General features: G+C 44.8%; 11 protein-coding genes. 6 read left to right on the forward strand and 5 right to left on the reverse strand.

What is annotated here, in order from left to right; all coding sequences use genetic code 11:
* Positions 1-88 precede the first annotated feature (88 nt).
* Both GX654_02055 and GX654_02060 read left to right on the forward strand, forming a co-directional pair.
* Positions 89-952, forward strand: coding sequence for an HDOD domain-containing protein (locus tag GX654_02055; GenBank protein ID NLD35630.1), 864 nt, complete (start codon positions 89-91; stop codon positions 950-952).
* 10 nt (positions 953-962) lie between these two features.
* Positions 963-3,068 (forward strand): response regulator, encoded by a 2,106-nt coding sequence (locus GX654_02060; GenBank protein ID NLD35631.1) that lies wholly within the window; start codon positions 963-965, stop codon positions 3,066-3,068.
* Positions 3,069-3,079: 11 nt separating this feature from the next.
* On the opposite strand, the gene GX654_02065 is transcribed toward GX654_02060, so the two are convergent.
* Positions 3,080-3,883, reverse strand: coding sequence for an IclR family transcriptional regulator (locus tag GX654_02065; GenBank protein ID NLD35632.1), 804 nt, complete (start codon positions 3,881-3,883; stop codon positions 3,080-3,082).
* A gap of 238 nt (positions 3,884-4,121) precedes the next feature.
* On the opposite strand from GX654_02065, the gene GX654_02070 reads away from it, so the two are divergent.
* A complete protein-coding gene (locus tag GX654_02070; protein ID NLD35633.1) occupies positions 4,122-5,990 on the forward strand; it encodes an aldehyde ferredoxin oxidoreductase family protein in 1,869 nt (622 codons plus the stop codon).
* A gap of 103 nt (positions 5,991-6,093) precedes the next feature.
* On the opposite strand, the gene GX654_02075 is transcribed toward GX654_02070, so the two are convergent.
* The 4 genes from GX654_02075 to smc all read right to left on the reverse strand — a co-directional run bounded on the left by GX654_02075 (position 6,094) and on the right by smc (position 12,532).
* Positions 6,094-7,125: a hypothetical protein gene (locus GX654_02075; GenBank protein NLD35634.1), complete on the reverse strand. Its 1,032-nt coding sequence runs from the start codon at positions 7,123-7,125 to the stop codon at positions 6,094-6,096.
* Positions 7,126-7,365: 240 nt separating this feature from the next.
* A complete protein-coding gene (ftsY, locus tag GX654_02080) occupies positions 7,366-8,340 on the reverse strand; it encodes a signal recognition particle-docking protein FtsY (protein ID NLD35635.1) in 975 nt (324 codons plus the stop codon).
* 141 nt (positions 8,341-8,481) lie between these two features.
* Entirely contained in the window at positions 8,482-8,958 is a 477-nt protein-coding gene (locus tag GX654_02085) for a universal stress protein (GenBank protein ID NLD35636.1), read from the reverse strand.
* A 16-nt stretch (positions 8,959-8,974) separates the two neighbouring features.
* A complete protein-coding gene (gene smc, locus GX654_02090) occupies positions 8,975-12,532 on the reverse strand; it encodes a chromosome segregation protein SMC (GenBank protein NLD35637.1) in 3,558 nt (1,185 codons plus the stop codon).
* Between the two features lie 269 nt (positions 12,533-12,801).
* Here smc and GX654_02095 point away from each other — a divergent pair, with 269 nt between their 5' ends.
* From GX654_02095 to GX654_02105, 3 genes are all read left to right on the forward strand, one after another.
* Positions 12,802-14,583, forward strand: coding sequence for a LysM peptidoglycan-binding domain-containing protein (locus GX654_02095; protein NLD35638.1), 1,782 nt, complete (start codon positions 12,802-12,804; stop codon positions 14,581-14,583).
* Entirely contained in the window at positions 14,558-16,288 is a 1,731-nt protein-coding gene (locus tag GX654_02100) for a sigma-54-dependent Fis family transcriptional regulator (protein NLD35639.1), read from the forward strand. Before GX654_02095 ends, GX654_02100 begins: the two co-directional genes overlap by 26 nt.
* Before the next feature lie 354 nt (positions 16,289-16,642).
* Positions 16,643-18,745, forward strand: coding sequence for a response regulator (locus tag GX654_02105; GenBank protein ID NLD35640.1), 2,103 nt, complete (start codon positions 16,643-16,645; stop codon positions 18,743-18,745).
* Positions 18,746-18,780 lie beyond the last annotated feature (35 nt).

Genomic DNA, 18,780 nt, shown 5'->3' on the forward strand with positions numbered 1-18,780 from the left:
AACAATATTGTGGCATGCTTCATGCAAAATGGCTTTGAGGATCATATTGATAGACTCGGAAAATATATCTTTTAGAGGTGGATCTATAATGAAGGTTGATCAAAAAATACAGGATCTTATTCGGGACAGAAACACGCAGGTGCCGACACTGCCTGTGATTGTGGAAAAAATCCTCTCAATGGCCAAAGAGGAAAACACCTCAGCAAGAATACTCGCGGAGTTAATAAGCAAAGACCCTGCAATCGCTAACAAGATTTTGAGGCTCTCCAATTCCGCATATTATGGGATGATGAAGGAGATAGATTCCATTCCAAGGGCAATCACCATTATAGGGTTTAATGAGGTGGTAAGCCTTACAATAGGGATGAGTGTTATTTCAACATTCAGCAATAAAGATGCCGGTAAAAATTTCAACATGAAGGGCCTGTGGATCCATTCACTCGGGTGTGGATTTGCCTCCCGCAATATTGCCAAAAAACTGGGTATTTTACAGTCCGAGCAGATATTCATAAGCGGGCTGCTGCATGATATGGGTAAGATTGTTTTTGCCATTTATTTCCCGGATGAATATGCCGCCGCGGTCTCCCATGCAAAGGAGAATGAGATAGATCTGTACAGGGCAGAAAGTCTTATCCTGGGTATCAATCATGCCACCCTTACCGGCATGCTGATGGAGCAGTGGAATTTTCCGGAAATGATCCATGTGCCTGCAAGGGACCATCATTCAGTAGAGGATTCCCCTTCAAAATATCAAAGGCTAGCCCTGGTTGTGGCCTTTTCTGATTATCTGAGCCAGCGGGCAGAGTTTGGTGATAACTGGACAACAAAGGCGCCTGCAATTACTCGAATAAGGGAAGAGCTTGGCATATCAAGAGATGAAGCAGACGAAATGGTTAAAAGTTTAAAGGAACAGAGAGACGAAATTGAGGCCTTTTTTGAGGTTATGAAATAGAAGGATGGAAATGGTGGAAGCGGAGCAGGAAGGTAAGAGTCTCAGTATTTTAAGGGAGCAGGTTAAAGCCATTCAGGAGAGGTACGAAAACAGAATCTCAGACCTCTCGGTTATTCATGAATTGGGCAGGGTAATAATAAATGTGCACGACTTTAAGAGGCTCTGTGAAGAGCTTCTTACGATAATTATCCGGAACACGGTTGCAGAGAACTGCTCAGTAATGTTTCAGGATAGAAAACGTGAGGGGCTGTACCTCATATGCGCCTCAGACCATAACAGGCAGAAATATGTTATTGATCCAAGAATGGTCTTTTCAAAGGAAAGGGTAATATATTCGCCTGATGCTGACAGGGGCGCAGCCGGAAAGGCATTAATGGATAACAACCCGGTGTTGATAGAAAATGCGGAAGGTTCAGGGCTGTTTTCATCTGGCCCTGAAACACAGGTGAAGATCAAAAGCCTTTTATCAGTGCCATTTTCGATTGAAGACAGGATCAGGGGGGTAATCAACCTGAGCCATTCAGAGCCAGGCATCTTTTCACAGGATCATGTAAACCTCTTCAGGGTTATTGCAGATTTTGTCGGGGTATCACTCTATTCTTCACTCAATTATCATAAACTTAAAAACAGTGAGGAGAACTTCAGGTCATTAATCGAGCATTCAAATAATGGCATCGCAATATTGCAGAATGATCTCCATGTCTATGCAAACCCGAAATACAAGGACTTGACCGGGTATTCCTCTGCTGAACTGAGCGGGCTTTCAATTGATAAACTTATGGATTTTTCATATCAGCAGGCAGATCTCAGGATGCTGTTGAATCACCTCAGGGTAAATACAGGCAATGAGCTGTTCAATGCACGCCTAATCAAGCAAAACGGGGAGTTACTTGATGTAGAGATAAGCGCATCCTCCGTGCTCTATTACGGGAGAATGACCCTTGTCGTTTCCGTGCTCGATATCTCAGACAGGAAGATACTTGAAAGACAGCTTATACATGCCCAGAAGATGCAGTCAATGGGCACCCTTGCCGGGGGTATTGCCCATAACTTCAATAATCTCCTCATGGGTATACAGGGGAATGCATCCATTGCACTCCTTGATGTGAAGGAGGAGAGCCCCACACATAAGAATCTTCTCAATATAGAGAAGCTTGTAAAAAACGGGGCCAACCTCACGAGCCAGCTTTTAGGTTATGCAAGGGAAGGCAAATTTGAGATAAAACCCATAAACCTGAACCTTGTTGTAAAGGAGACCTCTGAAACCTTTGGTGCCACCAGAAAGGATATACAGATCATACTTGACCTTGAACCAAAAATCGCAGGTGTAAAGGCGGATCAGGGGCAGATAGAGCAGACGCTCTTGAATCTCTTTATAAATGCCTCTGATGCAATGCCTCACGGCGGGACACTTACCATCAGGAGCTCAAATGTTACTGACAGGGATATAGGTGATAAGCCCTACAAGGCAAAAAAGGGCAAATATATTCTTTTATCAGTCAGGGATACAGGCATCGGTATTGCCCCAGGGGTAATAGACAGGGTTTTTGAACCCTTTTTTACTACAAAGGGGCTGGCAAAAGGGACAGGCTTAGGGCTTGCTTCTGCCTATGGCATAATTAAGGGGCACGGCGGGTACATAGATGTATCATCCGTACAGGGCAGGGAGACCACCTTCAGCATCTATCTGCCATCAACCGGGGAATATTTTATAAATGAAGATGCAACATCTGATCAGCTCTTTACCGGGGCCGGTACAATATTACTGGTTGATGATGAGGAGATCATTACCTATACTGGTGAGCAGATGCTTAAGAAACTTGGGTACAATGTGATTGTTGCTGAAAACGGTAAAAAGGCCATAGATATCTTTAGTAAAGAACATAAGAATATCAGCCTTGTTCTGCTTGATATGATTATGCCCGGGATGGGAGGCATGGAAACCTTTGACAGGCTTAAAGAGGTAGACAGTAATGTAAGGGTGCTCCTCTCAAGCGGTTACAGCCTTGACGGCCAGGCAAGGGAGATCATGGACAGGGGCTGTAACGGCTTTATACAGAAACCTTTTACACTTAATAATATCTCGCAGAAGGTAAGAGAGATAATCGGTGATTAAGAGTGTTAAGGCTAACCTTTCGTATCCTTGAGGTAATCATCAATATTTGCCCCGAGCTGTTTTGAGAGGTCCTGGGCTGCTTTAGCCACCAGCGGGCCGTATTCCTTTATCTCTTCGGTTGAAAACAGACCCAGCACCAGAAGATAACCGATCGGTTTTTTGCTGATGTCAATAACAGGTGCAGCAGCAGCATTAAGCCCCGGTGTTATCTCACCTATATCGGTTGCATAACCTGTTTCCCTGGCCAGCGCAAGCTCCTTCATCAACCGCTCTCTATCAAAATTTTCCGGGGCACCATGGAAATAGAGTTTCTCCTTTTTCAGGAGTTCATTCAGCTCATCCTCTGGTAAAAAAGCCGCTATGGCCTTTCCATGTGCGCCAAATGAGAGAGGGACATGTTTGCCCACACGGGTTGTTACAATTATCTTTTTGTCACTTTCATAGCGTGATACAACAACTACCGTATCACCATCTATAATTCCAAGCGCTGCGGTGCCGTTTACCTTGTCAGAGAGGTCTTTTATTATCGGGTCTGCAAATGCAATCACATTTATGCCATCAAGCACCTTCCTTGAAAGGGCAATAAGGCCTGTACCAAGGGAATAGCCCTTTTTCCGGCCCCTGCTCTGCACGAGGTTGAACCTCTGAAGTGTGTGGAGAATGCCAAATGCCTTGCTCTTATGAATCCCCACCTCTTCGCATATCTCGGTTAAACCCATGTGGGATGATTTTGAACCTGCAAGGCACAAAAGTACGCGTATAGCCTGGTCAACTGCAGGTACTATATATTTATTATCACTATCCTTATTTTCCATAATTGTTTCACATCCAGAACTATTGTTTTTGCGCTTTATTTAGATTAAATCAGGAGGGATGTCAAGGTATAATATCCCTGCACACAAAAATCGTTTCTGATCTCCTGCCCCCTTAATAGGATTGACAGATGAACCATGTTCCATTAGAATTTCCGATATGTTATTTTTAATAAATGGGCATATATAGATTTCAAATTTGAGATTTGAAATCTCAAATTTATTCATGAGGAGGTATTGGATGGGTGGAGCTTATACAGGCAGGATCTTATTTGTTGATCTTTTATCAGGAAAACAACGGGTTGAGGAGTTATCAGAGGAGTATGTAAAAACATATATCGGAGGGTATGGGATCGGTGCAAAGATATTATATGAACTGGTCAGGCCTGACGCCGACCCCCTTGGCCCTGATAATGCCATAGGCTTTATGTCAGGGCTTCTGAATGGAACAGGCGCACTTTTCGGTGGCCGTTATACTGTAGTATGCAAGTCACCGGTTACAAATGGGTGGAACGATGCCAACTCCGGCGGTTTTTTCGGGCCTGAGCTGAAAAAGGCTGGTTATGACGGGTTAATAGTAACAGGCGCCTCGCAAAAACCGGTATATATCTATATTAATGACGGTAAGGCGGAGATACGTGATGCATCGAATCTCTGGGGAAAAGACACTGTTCAAACCCTTGAAGGGCTCATAGAGGAGACTGGTGAAAAGAAACTCAGGGCAGCAATAATAGGTCAGGCAGGTGAGATGCTTTCGCTCATGTCATGCGTTATTAATGAAAAACACCGTGCAGCAGGCAGGGGCGGATGCGGGGCTGTTATGGGCTCAAAAAGGCTTAAGGCTATTGCTGTAAAAGGGACTGGGAAATTCAGTGTGGCAAAACCTGATGAATTTAAAGCCATATCTTCCGAAATATTACAGTCTATGAAGGATGGCCCGATGGCCGGCATGATCCAGGGGTTTGGGGCCTTTGGTACAGGGGGCGGAACAGGCGGAAACATCCTTAAGGGCGATACCCCTGTTAAGAACTGGGGCGGGGCAGGTGAAACAGATATGGGGCCATCTGAAGCGGAAAAACTCGCTACGCTGGCCTATGACGACAGGTATAATACTGGTAAATATGCCTGCGCAAACTGCCCGTTAGGTTGTGGCGCGCATTACAGCGTAAAGGATGGTAAATGGCCTGTACCGGATACAGACAGGCCTGAGTATGAGACCCTCGGGGCCTTTGGCGCCATGATGCTTAACAGCAATGCCGAATCTGTAATCAAATGCAATGATATCTGCAATAAATATGGCCTTGATACCATCTCTGCCGGGGCAACCATTGCCTGGGCAATGGAGTGTTATGAAAATGGCATTATCACAAAAGCTGAAACAGGGGATATTGCCCTCACCTGGGGCAATGCAGATGCCATTGTTGAAATGACCCAGGCCATTGCAGACCAGAAAGGTTTTGGCAGGATACTTGCTCTTGGTTCAGAGGCGGCTGCAAAAAAACTGGGAAAAGGGTTTGAGTATCTCCAGAATGCAAGGGGCATAGAGCTCCCCATGCATGACCCAAGGTTTGCACCCGGTTTTGCAAGGACATACAGGTATGACCCTACACCAGGTCGTCATGTGAAGGGTGGGTCAGGGATCATAGAGATGAATATGCCGCCTGATCTCAGGTACAATGTAAAAGATAAAGGCCAGATGGATGCCGGGAATACCTTTGAGACAGAGGTACAGAATTCTGCCGGTCTCTGTGCATTTAGCAATTTTGCTGCGCCACCCGGTGCTATGGCAAGATATATAGCTGCTGCAACAGGCTGGGATTTTAATGAAAAGGATCTTCTTGATACAGGAAAGAGGATATTCAATCTGAGGCATGCCTTTAATCTCAAGGCCGGTCAGGACCCGACAGAGGATATACTTACAAAAAGGGCAACAGGTGAACCTCCTTTAACCGAAGGTCCGCTAAAGGGCATCACAATTGACATCAAAAAACAGATAAGTCAGTTTTGCGATGTAATAGGATGGGATAAGGAGACACTTAAGCCTACAAGGGAATCCCTTGAAGAAATCGGAGGGCTTGAAAAGGTGATAGAGGATCTTTACGGCAAGTAAGCAACCTGCATGGGCTGCAAAAAATATAGAGGCCACGGGTTAAGCGCGGCCTCTATATTTTTATTCATCTGAAAACCAAAAAAAGCTGATTTTGATACCTTTATTAATCCCATCTATAGGTGGCAGTAAATGATACCTGCTCAGGGTTGCTGTTTATTCCCTTCCCATTAATGTTATTACTGTTGTTGTAGAAGTTTGCCCTTATCCCGTATGACCACCTGAGGCTCGGGGAAAAGGAGGCACTAAAAGTGGCCATGCCCCCATTTGACTGGCTGTCATAACGATACATGAACATGGTATATAATTTCAGGTTATGCCAGTAGGAACCTGCAAAAATATTCCCTGAATGGTAATTATGGCTTTTATAATCATTTTCCAGAGCATCATAATTATCTGAGCCTGTCATGTAGTTGTATCCTATACCCCAGTTTATTCCAACAGGCGAGGCAGGCAGATTAATCAGGTTTTTACCTTTGTAGGAAATCCCTGTCTGCCAACTGTAATCAGTGGCTTTATGTGACCCGGATACTTCATATGACGGCTGGCTGTCAAACCTGTAGGATGATTCTATGTTAACTGAAGGTGCCATACCCTGATGTAAAATGCTCAGGAAGGGCAGGTGATAGGATAATCTCGCTGCTACATTGCCATTCCTGGTATTGTACCTATACATATCCTGTTCAAGGGCAGAGAGTGTCAACGGGCCAAGATTATCATCTGTAGTTGCCGAAGGATAAATAGCATCCCCATACCATGCATAAAGATCAATGCTGGTATTATTAAAAGGGCCCCTGACCCTTATGCCATAATCAGGAATTTCATCACTGAAATTGATGGTCTCCAGATTATAAAGGTAAGCGCCTGTTTGTTGATGCTGCTCCCTGGCATTTAATATTGTAACTGTTTGTTCTTTATTAGCTGGTGTCTCTGATGCCTTTTCAACTACAGTTGCCGTGGTGTTTGCAGGCCCGTTTTCATCTTTGTCATCATATCCGAACCACTGGGCAACATGTTTGGCCCATTGTACCGGTTTTGAGGCCCATTTTGGCAGGTCATAGGCGCTGCTTGTCCCTGAAAAAGAAAACAGGGCTATAATAACAAGCAGTTTCATGAAAAATAAATTTGTCTTTTTCATGCCTTCCTCCAGAAAAGCCTTTTAGATCCATTAACTGTAAATCATAGAAAATGCCTCTTTTCCCCTTACTGTCTGACTGTACATCTATGATTCTCCGGCATCAAAAGATAGACCGGATATGTCTTTAGTAACTTAATAGAAGCATCTCTTATTTTATGAGTTGATACCCCCTTGCAAAACAGTATAAAGATAGATCTTTTTTAAGGTAAATACAAGAAATTTTTATGTAAATTCTACAGTCTATTCTGAAAAAATTGCCTCGGCAAAATCCTTTGCATTAAATGGCCTTAAATCATCCATTTTTTCACCAACACCAATATATTTTATTGGTATGCCAAGCTGTCTGGAAATGCCCACTACAATCCCCCCCTTGGCTGTGCCATCCAGTTTTGTCAGGATTATTCCGTTAAGGCCAAGGGTCTTGTGGAATATCTCTGCCTGTGAGATGGCATTCTGCCCGGTTGTGGCATCCAAAACAAGCCAGACCTGGTGGGGCGCACCGGGAAGCTTTTTACCTGCCACCCTGTAGATCTTGCCCAGCTCCTCCATCAGGTTTACCTTTGTATGCAGCCTTCCGGCCGTATCTATCAGCAGGATATCGATCTGCCTGCTTACAGCAGCGCTCACCGCATCATAAACCACTGCAGATGGGTCTGCCCCTTCATTCTGCCTTATTACATCCGCTCCAACCCTTTCACCCCAGATGGCGAGTTGTTCAGCCGCAGCAGCCCTGAAGGTGTCTCCTGCTGCAAGCATCACCTTTTTACCCTCATTTGTATAAAGCGCTGCCACCTTGCCGATTGTGGTGGTTTTACCCACACCGTTCACGCCAATCATCATGATAACCAGGGGTTCACCCTGTTTTGGCTCTTTTTCCTCCGGTTCAGCTATGGTAAGGAACTCTATTATCTTTTCTTTAAGTGCGGCCTTTAGCTGTGATGGGTTATCAAGGTTCTTCCTCTCCACCCCTTCTCTTATAAGCTCAATAAGCTCCTTTGATGCCTCTACCCCGAGGTCAGAAGTGAAAAGTATCTCTTCAAGCTCGTCAAGGAGTTCTGCATCTATCTCTTTTTTACCGAGAAAAAGCCGGTCAAGCCTGCCTGTAAACCCATCCCTTGTCTTTTTAAGCCCCTGTTTCAGGCGACTGAAAAAGCCCGTTTTTTCTTCAACAGGCTCTATAACTGTTTCAACCTTTTTTTTTCCGAATCCGAACATCCCTATTTCTCTTTCTGTATTGTAATAATTCTGACTGGTCATTTATATGACCCTGTGCGCTTTTATTGCACAGGGTAAGCAAATAGCATACTTTCTGTAGATGTGTACAGGTAAAACAGTTGCAGGGTATAGATGGAGATTTCAGGGTTCCGGTATTGTGAGAACCGGAATGGTTGAAAGCCTGACCACCTTTTCAGCGACTGAACCGAAAATAAACCTTCGCCACCCTGTCCAGCCATGTGTTGCCATAACTATGAGGTCAACATCTTCTTTTTCAGCGGTCTTTACTATTTGATCAGGGGCATTCCCCTCCTTTATCAATATCTTTACCTTTATCTCTTTGGGTATCTGCTTTTTTATATGTTCTTCCAGATTATTTTTTGCGATCTCCTTCATCTCCTCATAGTATTCCCTTGCATCAAACCCGGCAGGAGCAAGTGTGGAACCTCCATGGAAAACAGGGGGCACAACATGTATCAAGATAAGCTCTGCCGGGAGGGTCTCTGCTATTATAGCAGCAGCAGAAATCCCTTCATATGACGGTTCGCTAAGATCGGTGGTGCAGAGGATTTTTTTAGCCGGGAATAGAATCTTTTTAGGTCTCTTATTTTTTGTCAAAATAATCCCTCCCTTGTTAATTGTTTATGTTCCCGTTAAGGTTAACCGCAACCATCTTTGAAACGCCTGCGTTTTCCATGGTGACACCGAAAAGGCTGTCCACGATTTCCATGGAGCGGCGGTTATGGGTTATCATGAGCACCTGGGAGTACTTTCTTATCTCCTTTAAAAGGTCATTGAACCTGTCAACATTGGCCTCATCAAGGGGTGCATCCACCTCATCCAGGAGGCAGAACGGGCTTGGTTTGATGAGATAAATTGCAAAGAGCAGCGCCATTGCTACCAGTGCCTTTTCACCGCCTGAAAGCAGACCCATGTGGCTTACCTTTTTCCCGGGAGGCCGTACCTCTACCAGGACGCCGCTCTCAAGCGGGTTGGCCTCATCGGTCAGGGTCATCCATGCCTGTCCGCCGTTAAAGAGGATGGGAAATACATTTTTAAGCTGCTCGTTGATCTCTGCAAATGTGGTGGTAAACCTTTCAAGGCAGGTCCTGTTGATCTTTCTGATGGCCTGCATGATAGATTCAATAGAGGTAACGAGGTCCTCTTTCTGCTTCAGGATAAATTCGTAACGTTCACTCTGTGCCTCATGTTCCTGTATGGCCATAAGGTTTACCTCGCCTAGCTTCTCACGCTGCTCCTTCTGGTGGTCAAGCAGTTCCCTGACTGTCTGCTCATTATAGTCTTCATCAAGGTAGTCCATGTAGATTTCGGAAAGGTTAAGATTTGCCTTTTCCCTTGCCTGCTCCACCAGGTTTTCCATCCTTACATCTATCTTTGACTGCTCCATTCTTGTGATGCTTATTTTTTCTTTAAGGAGATCCAGCTCTTCCCTGATGCCTTCAAGCCTCTTTTCATTCTCGCGCATGTCAACATGAAATAGGTTTCTCTCCTGCTGGGCATTATCCACCATTTCTTTGGCATCCCTGAGCTTTTCATAGTATTTACTGATATTCTCCCTTAATACATCTTCCCTTTCAATAAATGACCTCTGTTTTGCCTGGCACTCCTTTATATCCTCTGCGATCTTGTCCAGCCTGTTCTGCGCCTCTTCATGGTAATTGTCGATCCTTTCGATCTCCCGGTTAAGCCCTTTTCCCTCTTCCACAGAGACTCTGAATTTCATCTTTGCCGCTTCGAGCTCTTCGCGGATCTCATCAAACTCCCGTTCGCATTCATCAAGCTCCCTCTTCTTCTGTAAAAGGAACTCCTCTTCCCTCTGTCTTTTCTCCCCGCACTGGATCAGTTCATTTTTATTCCTGTCGATGGCCTCGGTATGCTTTGCCTCTTCATGAAGCCTCTCTTCCAGCTCCTTGGCAAGCCTTTCTGAAAGACGTTCAAACTGATCAAGTTTATTGCTGAGCTGAAAAATCACCTTGTCCAGTTCATTGAGCTGATCCTGGCATTTGGATTTTTCTTCCCTGAGCCTTGAAAGGGCTACCTTAAGCTCTTCCTGCTGAAGCTGTATACCTTCAAGGCGCTCCTTTGCCTCTGAAACCTTTTTAGCGAGCTCCGTCACCTTTTCCTCAAGCTCGGTGATCTCCCTTTTCCTGGCCAGGAGCCCATGCGCACCGAGCTTGCCGCCGCTTATTATCCCGTGCCGGTCTACAAGGTCTCCATCCGGTGTAACAAGGGTGGTATTTCTGCCATTGCTTCTCCATGCGTCAACCGCCTGATCAAGGTTTTCTGCAAGGGCGATATCCCCCATGAGCATGTTTACAACAGGTTTGTATTTATCAGTGACATTTACCACATCCTTTAAAAGAGGGTACCCGTTGTGGCCATGCCCGTTTCCGTTTCCATTTATATCACTCACAGAGATGAAACTGCCGCGACCCCTTGCTTTATCCTTGAGGTACCTTACCGCCTCTTTGCCATCCTCCTGGTTCTCCACCAGTATGTACTGGAGCCTGTCAGAGAGAACCGCCTCTACTGCCTGTTCATATCTTGAATCAACCTTTATAACATCCGCAACAAGACCTAATACACGGCCCTCATTTTTGGCTGAAAGGTCATTTGCCTTCATGATGGTCCTGACGCCCACCTGATAACCTTCATAATTTTCATTCAGGGACTTAAGGCCGGCCAGCCTCGTCTTTACTGTGTTATATTCGTTTTCTATGGTCTTGAGTTCATTCTCTGATGACTTTCTAATGGCATCAAGCTCGTTAGTGCGCTCTTCCCTTTCACGTATGTCATTACCTATGTCGTTCAGCTTCCGGGATAGTTCTTCTCTTAATTCTCCCTTTTTTGTGGAGGTCTCCATTAGGGTCTGGATATTGGCATCCAGTTCATTTTTCTCGCCTTCAATCCTTGCCTTTCTGTCGGTAATCTCAAGTATTCTTTTGTTCAGGTAGTCAAGCTCCTTGCTTAAGCCCGCCTCTTTTGAGACGCCGGTATTAACCCTTGTGCGTGTTACCTCATACTCTTCCTTGATCTCTGTCAAAAGCTCTTTGCGGCCCTTCATCCTTCCTTCAATAACGCTGATCTCCTCCTGACATGTGCGCGCATCCTCTCTCAGCCTTATAATCTTTTCCTGGAGCAGCGCTTTTTCTTCACCAAGGGTGACAAGCCTTCTTCTGATATCCTCGATCTCCCTGTTATGGCGCTCTTCAAGCCCTGCCTGCATCTCCTTTTCTTTTGACATGGATTCAAGGGCAGATTCCTTTTTCGCAAATTCTTCCTTAAGGGAGAGGTATGTATTGTTGAGCCCTGAAATGACCTGGTCTTTGTCATCCAGCTCAAGGTTCATGCTCTCTATTCTGCCCTGCAAAACAGAGATGGTGGTCGTTAAAGTAACCTCATTTTCAATGAGGCTGTCCGCAGATTTCCTGTTTTCGCCAGAGGCATTTATAAGGTCATTGTACATATTTGCATTAAGCACAAGTTCAAGCCTGCGTATTTCAGAGCCTATCTCCTTGTACCTGATCGCCTTTCCGGCCTGCCTCTTTAATGACCTCATCTGGGTCTGGACCTCGGAAAGTATGTCCTCAACCCTGTTAAGGTTTTCCCTTGTAAGCTCAAGCTTTCTGCGGGCCTCTGCCTCCTTCTTTTTGAACCTTGTAATACCGGCTGCCTCTTCAATCATGAGCCTTGTTTCTTCCGGTTTCTGTTCAACTATAGAGCCTATGCGGCCCTGGCTGATTATAGAGTAGCTTTTGTTTCCGAGACCGGTGTCCATGAATATCTCCTGGACATCCTTGAGTCTGCACGGGACATTATTGAGCATGTATTCGCTTTCACCGGAGCGGTACAGGCGCCTTGTAACGGAGACCTCTTCCTCACCGGCAAATTCTCCTGGCAGCGACCCGTTCCCGTTTTCAAAGACAAGAGAGACCTCTGCCATTCCCAGGGGTTTGAACTCACCTGCACCGCTGAAGATAACATCCTCCATGCTGCGGCCACGCAGCTGCCTGGCGCTCTGTTCACCCATTGCCCACCTGATTGCATCGGCAATATTGCTTTTCCCGCAGCCGTTCGGCCCGACAACCGCACTTATACCAGCCGGAAAGGGTATATCAACCTTATCCTTGAATGACTTAAAACCCATGATAGAGAGCCTTTTTATTCTCATCAGGACCTCCTTAAAATTTTTTAGAGATATGGCTTGAAAATGAGGATGAAATTAGCATCTGGAATCAGGATTGTAAAGGGGAAAATACAATATAATGTGATGGGTCTGAATTTTCTGCCAACATATAGTATAATTTACACCCTAAATGAGAAAAACATTGACATACTTCAAATGAACTAAATAGAATGAAATAGTCGAAATAAATTTCTGTTTTGACTATATTATTTAAGTATGTAAACTGCCAGAAAAATCCCCTGGAGATCAAATTGATGAATAGAAAATCTGGAAAATGCCCTCTGATATCTTTTTTTGCGGTAACACTCTTTTTTGTTTTTTTCCCTTTTACCCTTGTTTCTGCTGAGGGTGAAAACGAGGAGACATATTCCATTGATCTGGTGCAAACCGCTGAGGTATCAAAGGAAATCGTTGATCTGGATGATAAAAAGGTGCTTACTGAGACCTATGTGGCAAAGGATGGAGACCATATCTGGCAGATACTGAGGAGCAGAGAGGTCTTTAATAAAAACAAGCTTGGAGATATCCTCTATGCCCTTAAAAAGCTTAATAAATCCCTAGATAATATGGATATGATCCACCCTGGCCAGAAGATAGTTATACCCCTGATCATCACACCTGTCGCAGGTAGAAAACCGCCTGTAAACAGCGAAGGTATAGAAACTATCTCAATTACTGATCTGGAAAACCCGGACCTTTATACTGTTATGCCTGGTGACAGCATTATCAGGATACTGGATAAAAAATACTCCATGCCTGAAAGCGAGTTTTATAATGAATACCTTGATCAGCTTAAAAAGCTCAACCCCAGTCTGACAGATCTGAATACCATATATCCGGGCCAGAAGGTCAGGCTGCCAATATATTCACCAAAGATCGTCAGGGGAAAGATCAGGGAAGGTGCCCCAAAAAAGGAGGAAGATAAAGAGGGCATAAATATGCAGAATAAAGAAATGGGGTATCACCTGGGCAGGATCTTCACCCTTATTGGGGAGGAGTGGCTTAATCAGGGAAAACACTATATCCCGATTAGAACAGGCGGCCAGATAGATCTGAACACAGAGACCTATCCGATAATCAGCCTCAGGAATGGGGATAAGATTATTGTGGATATATATTCGACACTCCCTGAAAAGATGGCCGAACTCATAACATCAAACTGGGAAAGCTATCGGATAATCCATATAGCCGACACAGATGATCTGGGAAAGGCATTGGATAAGGCAATAGCGGCAAGCAATTTTTCAAAGGTATATGGAAAGGATGAGAGCCTGGTGTTTGAGGATGGCTTCAGGCTTGAAATAACTGCGGACTGGATAATAAGGACTGTGCCAGAGGCCTCAGATGAAAAAATCAGTATAATATGCCTGAACCTTGGTGATAAAGGTCAAAAAAATATACCTGCCTCCCTTAACAGGTATCTTGAGGGGCATGGCATAAGGATTATCAACTACCCGGAGAAAGAGGCAGGCGAAGAAGAGACTCTCCCTGAAAAAAGTCCGGTTAGCCTTGGTAACAGCCTAAACAGGGTTATTGAAAAGATACTTGAACTGGCTGAACAACCCTTTTCAGGAAAGAGGGATATCCCTATCTATAGTGAAGAAGGGTCTGATTTTAACCTGACTATAAAGGCTGACTATATTTTTAACAGAAAGGGTAGAGAGCATATTATAGATATGAACGGCCTTGAAGAGGATGTTATTAAACTTTTAAAAGAGGGCGGTTTTTCTGTTCTCTCCCTTGCAGGTGAGACAGAGCTGTTAAAGGTCACAGGCAGGGTGCTTGGTTTTCTTGGTGAAGAATGGAGTGATACAGAACAGGGTTTTTATGCCCTGCCAAAAGAGGGGCAGGGTAATGTTAGGCTTATTATCCCGGGGGTCATCTACAGGGATATAAAGGGCAGAGTGAACCTGTTTACCTTTATCAGGCCGATTCGGGAGATTTCAGGGCTTCTGGCCGGAAATGTTGACAGCATCTTTATTTTTAGCAGGCCTGAAGAGGCGGGGGAAAATGAGCGCAAAGATACTGGTAATTGATGACGAAGAGAGCATAAGATTCACATTCAGGGCACACCTTACCCAGGAGGGTCATGAGGTGTTTACCTCGAATGATTATGCATCTGCCATTGAGGTCATAGAAAAAAACAACCTTGACCTGATCTTTGCAGATCTTATTCTGAAAGGTCATACTGGTATTGAGATCCTTGGAAAGGTAAAGGAGCTGGGGCTAACCTGCCCTGTGATCATGATGACAGGCAACCCCAGTATTGAGACAACAACAGAGGCGGTCAGGCTTGGGGCCTTTGATTATCTGTTAAAACCCATACACAAAGAGCCCCTTCTGCGTGCTACAAAGATAGCCCTGAGCCACAAGAACCTCTCTGACATGAAAAGGTCTGTAGAGGAGGAAAACGAGAGGATCAGAAACAACCTTGAGGCCATATTCAGGAGCGTCAATGACGGTATAATAACATTCACAAGTGACATGAAGGTGATTGATGCAAATGATGCGGTAGAAAAGATCTGCAAAATGGAACCAAAGGGGCTTATGGGGAAGAATATCTCACGGATGGAGACCCATTGCAGCAAGGCCTGCCAGAATATCCTTTCAGGGACCATAAAAAACCAGTCTACGATCCGTGAATCGCGCATAGAGTGCAGGCAGGCGGAACAGATCCATCAGGTGGTCTCCATAACCAGCTCGCCACTTATCAGCAGGAATGGTGAATCGATCGGCGCTGTAATGGTTATAAGGGATGAGACCAGGCTTAATGACCTTGAAAATGAACTGAGGGTACGGCACCAGTTTCATAATATAATAGGCAAAAGCAGCAGGATGCAGGAGATATACAGGCTCTTAATGGACCTTTCCCTTACAGATACCACGGTGCTAATTACAGGTGAAAGCGGCACAGGAAAGGAGCTTATTGCAAAGGCCCTCCATTACAGCGGGCCAAGGGCCTTTAAGCCCATGATCACTGTAAACTGCTCTGCCCTGGCAGAAACCTTGCTTGAAAGCGAGCTGTTCGGCCATGTAAAGGGGGCATTTACAGGCGCACTAAAGCACAAGGTGGGGAGGTTTCAGGCTGCTGATCATGGTACCATATTCCTGGATGAAATAGGCGATATCGCCCCAACTGTACAATTAAAGCTCCTGAGGGTAATTCAGGAAAAGGAGCTTGAACGGGTGGGTGATTCGCAGTCCATAAAGGTGGATGTAAGGATAATAACCAGCACCAATCAGCCACTTAAACAGAAGGTGGAAAGGGGTGAATTCAGGGAAGACCTCTATTACAGGCTCAAGGTTGTTGAGATAGTCCTTCCGCCTTTAAGGGAAAGACCAGAGGATATAGAGCTGCTGGTGATACACTTCTGCGGTCTCTTTAACACAAAATTCGGCAAAGGGATCGATGGTGTTACAGATGATGTCCTGGATGCCTTCATGCAATATGGATGGCCCGGAAACATCAGGGAGCTTGAACATGCAGTAGAACACGCTTTTGTGCTGTGTCACGGCAATACAATCACCATAGACCATATACCCCCTGAAATCAGAGAGCCTTATGGTTCAACAAAAGGCAGGGCAGTCAGTTACAACAAGGGAAGTTACAATTCCGGTAACCACCATAATATTATGGATGCCCTGAAAAAGGCAGAAGGGAACAGGGCAAAAGCAGCGAGGCTATTAGGCATAAGCAGGCAGACCCTCTATAGAAAAATGAGGGAAAAGGATATCCATTGACTTCTGTAACATGTAACAGTGTCATGTTACATATGTAACATAAATGATACATATGTTACATATTTTTACCTGAATTCTACATGATCTTTTCATGCTTATCCGGTTGTTTTCAATCCATGAGTTATCTGTTTTAAATAAATCTCTCAATATTACAGGCACTTTCCGTGATACACCTTTTTGAGACCCAAATATCCTGTCTAATCCATAAGATATCTTCATAGCTGGCACAGGAATTGAAGTTAACAGGAAAGATATTTTTATATTCTGATTTTATGGTGGGTGCTGTATCTCTTTTGAAGATCCACCTCATAGACCGTTGTTCTTATTGATTTTGATTTTATTTCTGAGGTTGAGATGGTTTCGGGAGGCGTTTTAACTAAGGAGTGGTTAAAGGATCATTTAGCAATTGAAGAGGCTGTATCAAAGATATCAAGGATCTTTCTCTCGTCGGACAGTGTTGAGCTTAAAGATGTCCTTACTGTTATCGGTAATGCATGTTCAGTAAGCAGGACAGGTATTTTCTGCTTCAGTGATAATTCAGACGAAATCGATGAGATTCATGAATGGTGCAGCGCATCCTTACCCTCTGGACATGAAAAGGAAGCGGATCAGCGCTTCTACAGGTGGCTCGTTGGCAGGTTAAGGCACGATAACATAGTAATGGTGCCTGATACAGCGATACTCATGGATGGAATGGAGTCCGAGGGTAGTATACTGAGCTCAAGAGGTACCAGGGCCATTCTCGCTATACCTGTTGATTCGCCAACTGACTCCTTTTTAGGTGTAATCTATTTTGAAGAGCTGGAAAAGCCGAGGGAATGGCTGGGTGAAGAGGTCCAGACCTTCCGCGTAATATCCGGCATGATCAGTAACTACTGGGAGAGGAGAAATGTCCTTGAGGCTCTGGCAAAGAGTGAGAAGAGGTATAAGGAGCTGTATGAGGAATCAAAAAAGGCGGAAGAGCTCTACAGGTCCCTTATTAACTCGTCTGCGGATGCAATTGTCATATCAGATCTAACAGGTAAAATAAACTATGTCAGCCCCTCATTTACCCACCTATTCGGCTGGGACCTTTATGAAATAAACAGTGGGGATATTCGATTTATTCCGGTGGATGAAAAACCTGACTATGACCGGATGATATCAGGCATAATAGATTCAGGCATTCCATGCCAGGACATGGAGACAAGGAGATATACAAAAGATAAGCGCATGCTCAATGTAAGCCTGAGCGCTTCAAGATATGATGACCACGAGGGAAAGCCTGCTGGGATCCTGTATCTATTGCGTGATATAAGCGAGCGAAAGCATCTGGAGGCACAGCTTATCCAGGCACAGAAGATGGAGGCCATAGGCACACTTGCGGGTGGCATTGCCCATGATTTCAATAACAGCCTCCAGGCAATATTTGCATGTACCGAGATCCTTTTACTGGGGAAAAAGGCGGGGGACCCTGATCATTCAAAACTTGTCACCATTGAAAAGGCGATACAGAGGGCAAGTAAGCTTACCAAGAGGCTTTTAATATTTGGTCGCAAGATGGATAACGAGACAATGCCCATCAACCTCAATAACGAGATAGATCAGATATCCCAGATACTCAAACGCACCATACCCAAAATGATCAGTATAAAGTTTGATCTTAATGATAAAATCGGCATGATAAACGCTGACCCGAATCAGCTTGAGCAGGTTATGATGAACCTGAGCATAAATGCCCGTGATGCCATGCCAGAAGGGGGCGAACTTACCTTCAGGACAGAGATCGCTGTCATAGAAGATGGGACAGCAGCAAAGTGCACAGGGCTGCCTGAAGGGGACTATGTGCTGCTCACCATATCAGATACCGGCACAGGCATGGAAAGCTCCACCATTGAACACATATTTGAGCCTTTTTTTACCACAAAAAAGGTGGGGGAGGGTACTGGTCTTGGGCTTTCGATGGTATATGGCATAGTTAAAAGCCATGGCGGCCATATCTCATGTAAAAGCGCCCCGGGCAAGGGTACCTCCTTTATGATTTACCTTCCTGTTATAAAGAAGAGCATGGATCTGGACAGGGTTGTAGAGGTAGAACCAATACAAAGGGGGGCAAATGAGAATATCCTCTTTGTAGATGATGATGAGACAACAAGAGAGGCTGTTGGGGAGCTTCTGAAGCAGTCAGGTTACAGTGTGTTTACCGCATCCGGCTGTGAAGAGGCAATAAAGATATATTCGGAGAACATGGAGAAGATCGATCTTGTCATATCAGACCTCATCATGCCCGGTATGGGAGGCAAAAAAATGGTTGAAACCATACTTGCAATAAACCCGCTCGCAAAAATTATTATTGCAAGCGGTTATAATGTGCAGGAGTCTGCGGTGTGTGCAAGGGAATGGGGCGCAAAGGATTTTCTAAGCAAGCCCTATGAGATAAACAGGATGTTGAAGACACTTAAGAATGTGCTTAATTAGATTTTTATATAGAGGTTTGTCTGAATGCAATAAAA

The sequence above is a fragment of the Desulfatiglans sp. genome (assembly GCA_012513605.1).
In the GTDB taxonomy this organism is placed as follows: Bacteria; Desulfobacterota; DSM-4660; order Desulfatiglandales; family HGW-15; genus JAAZBV01.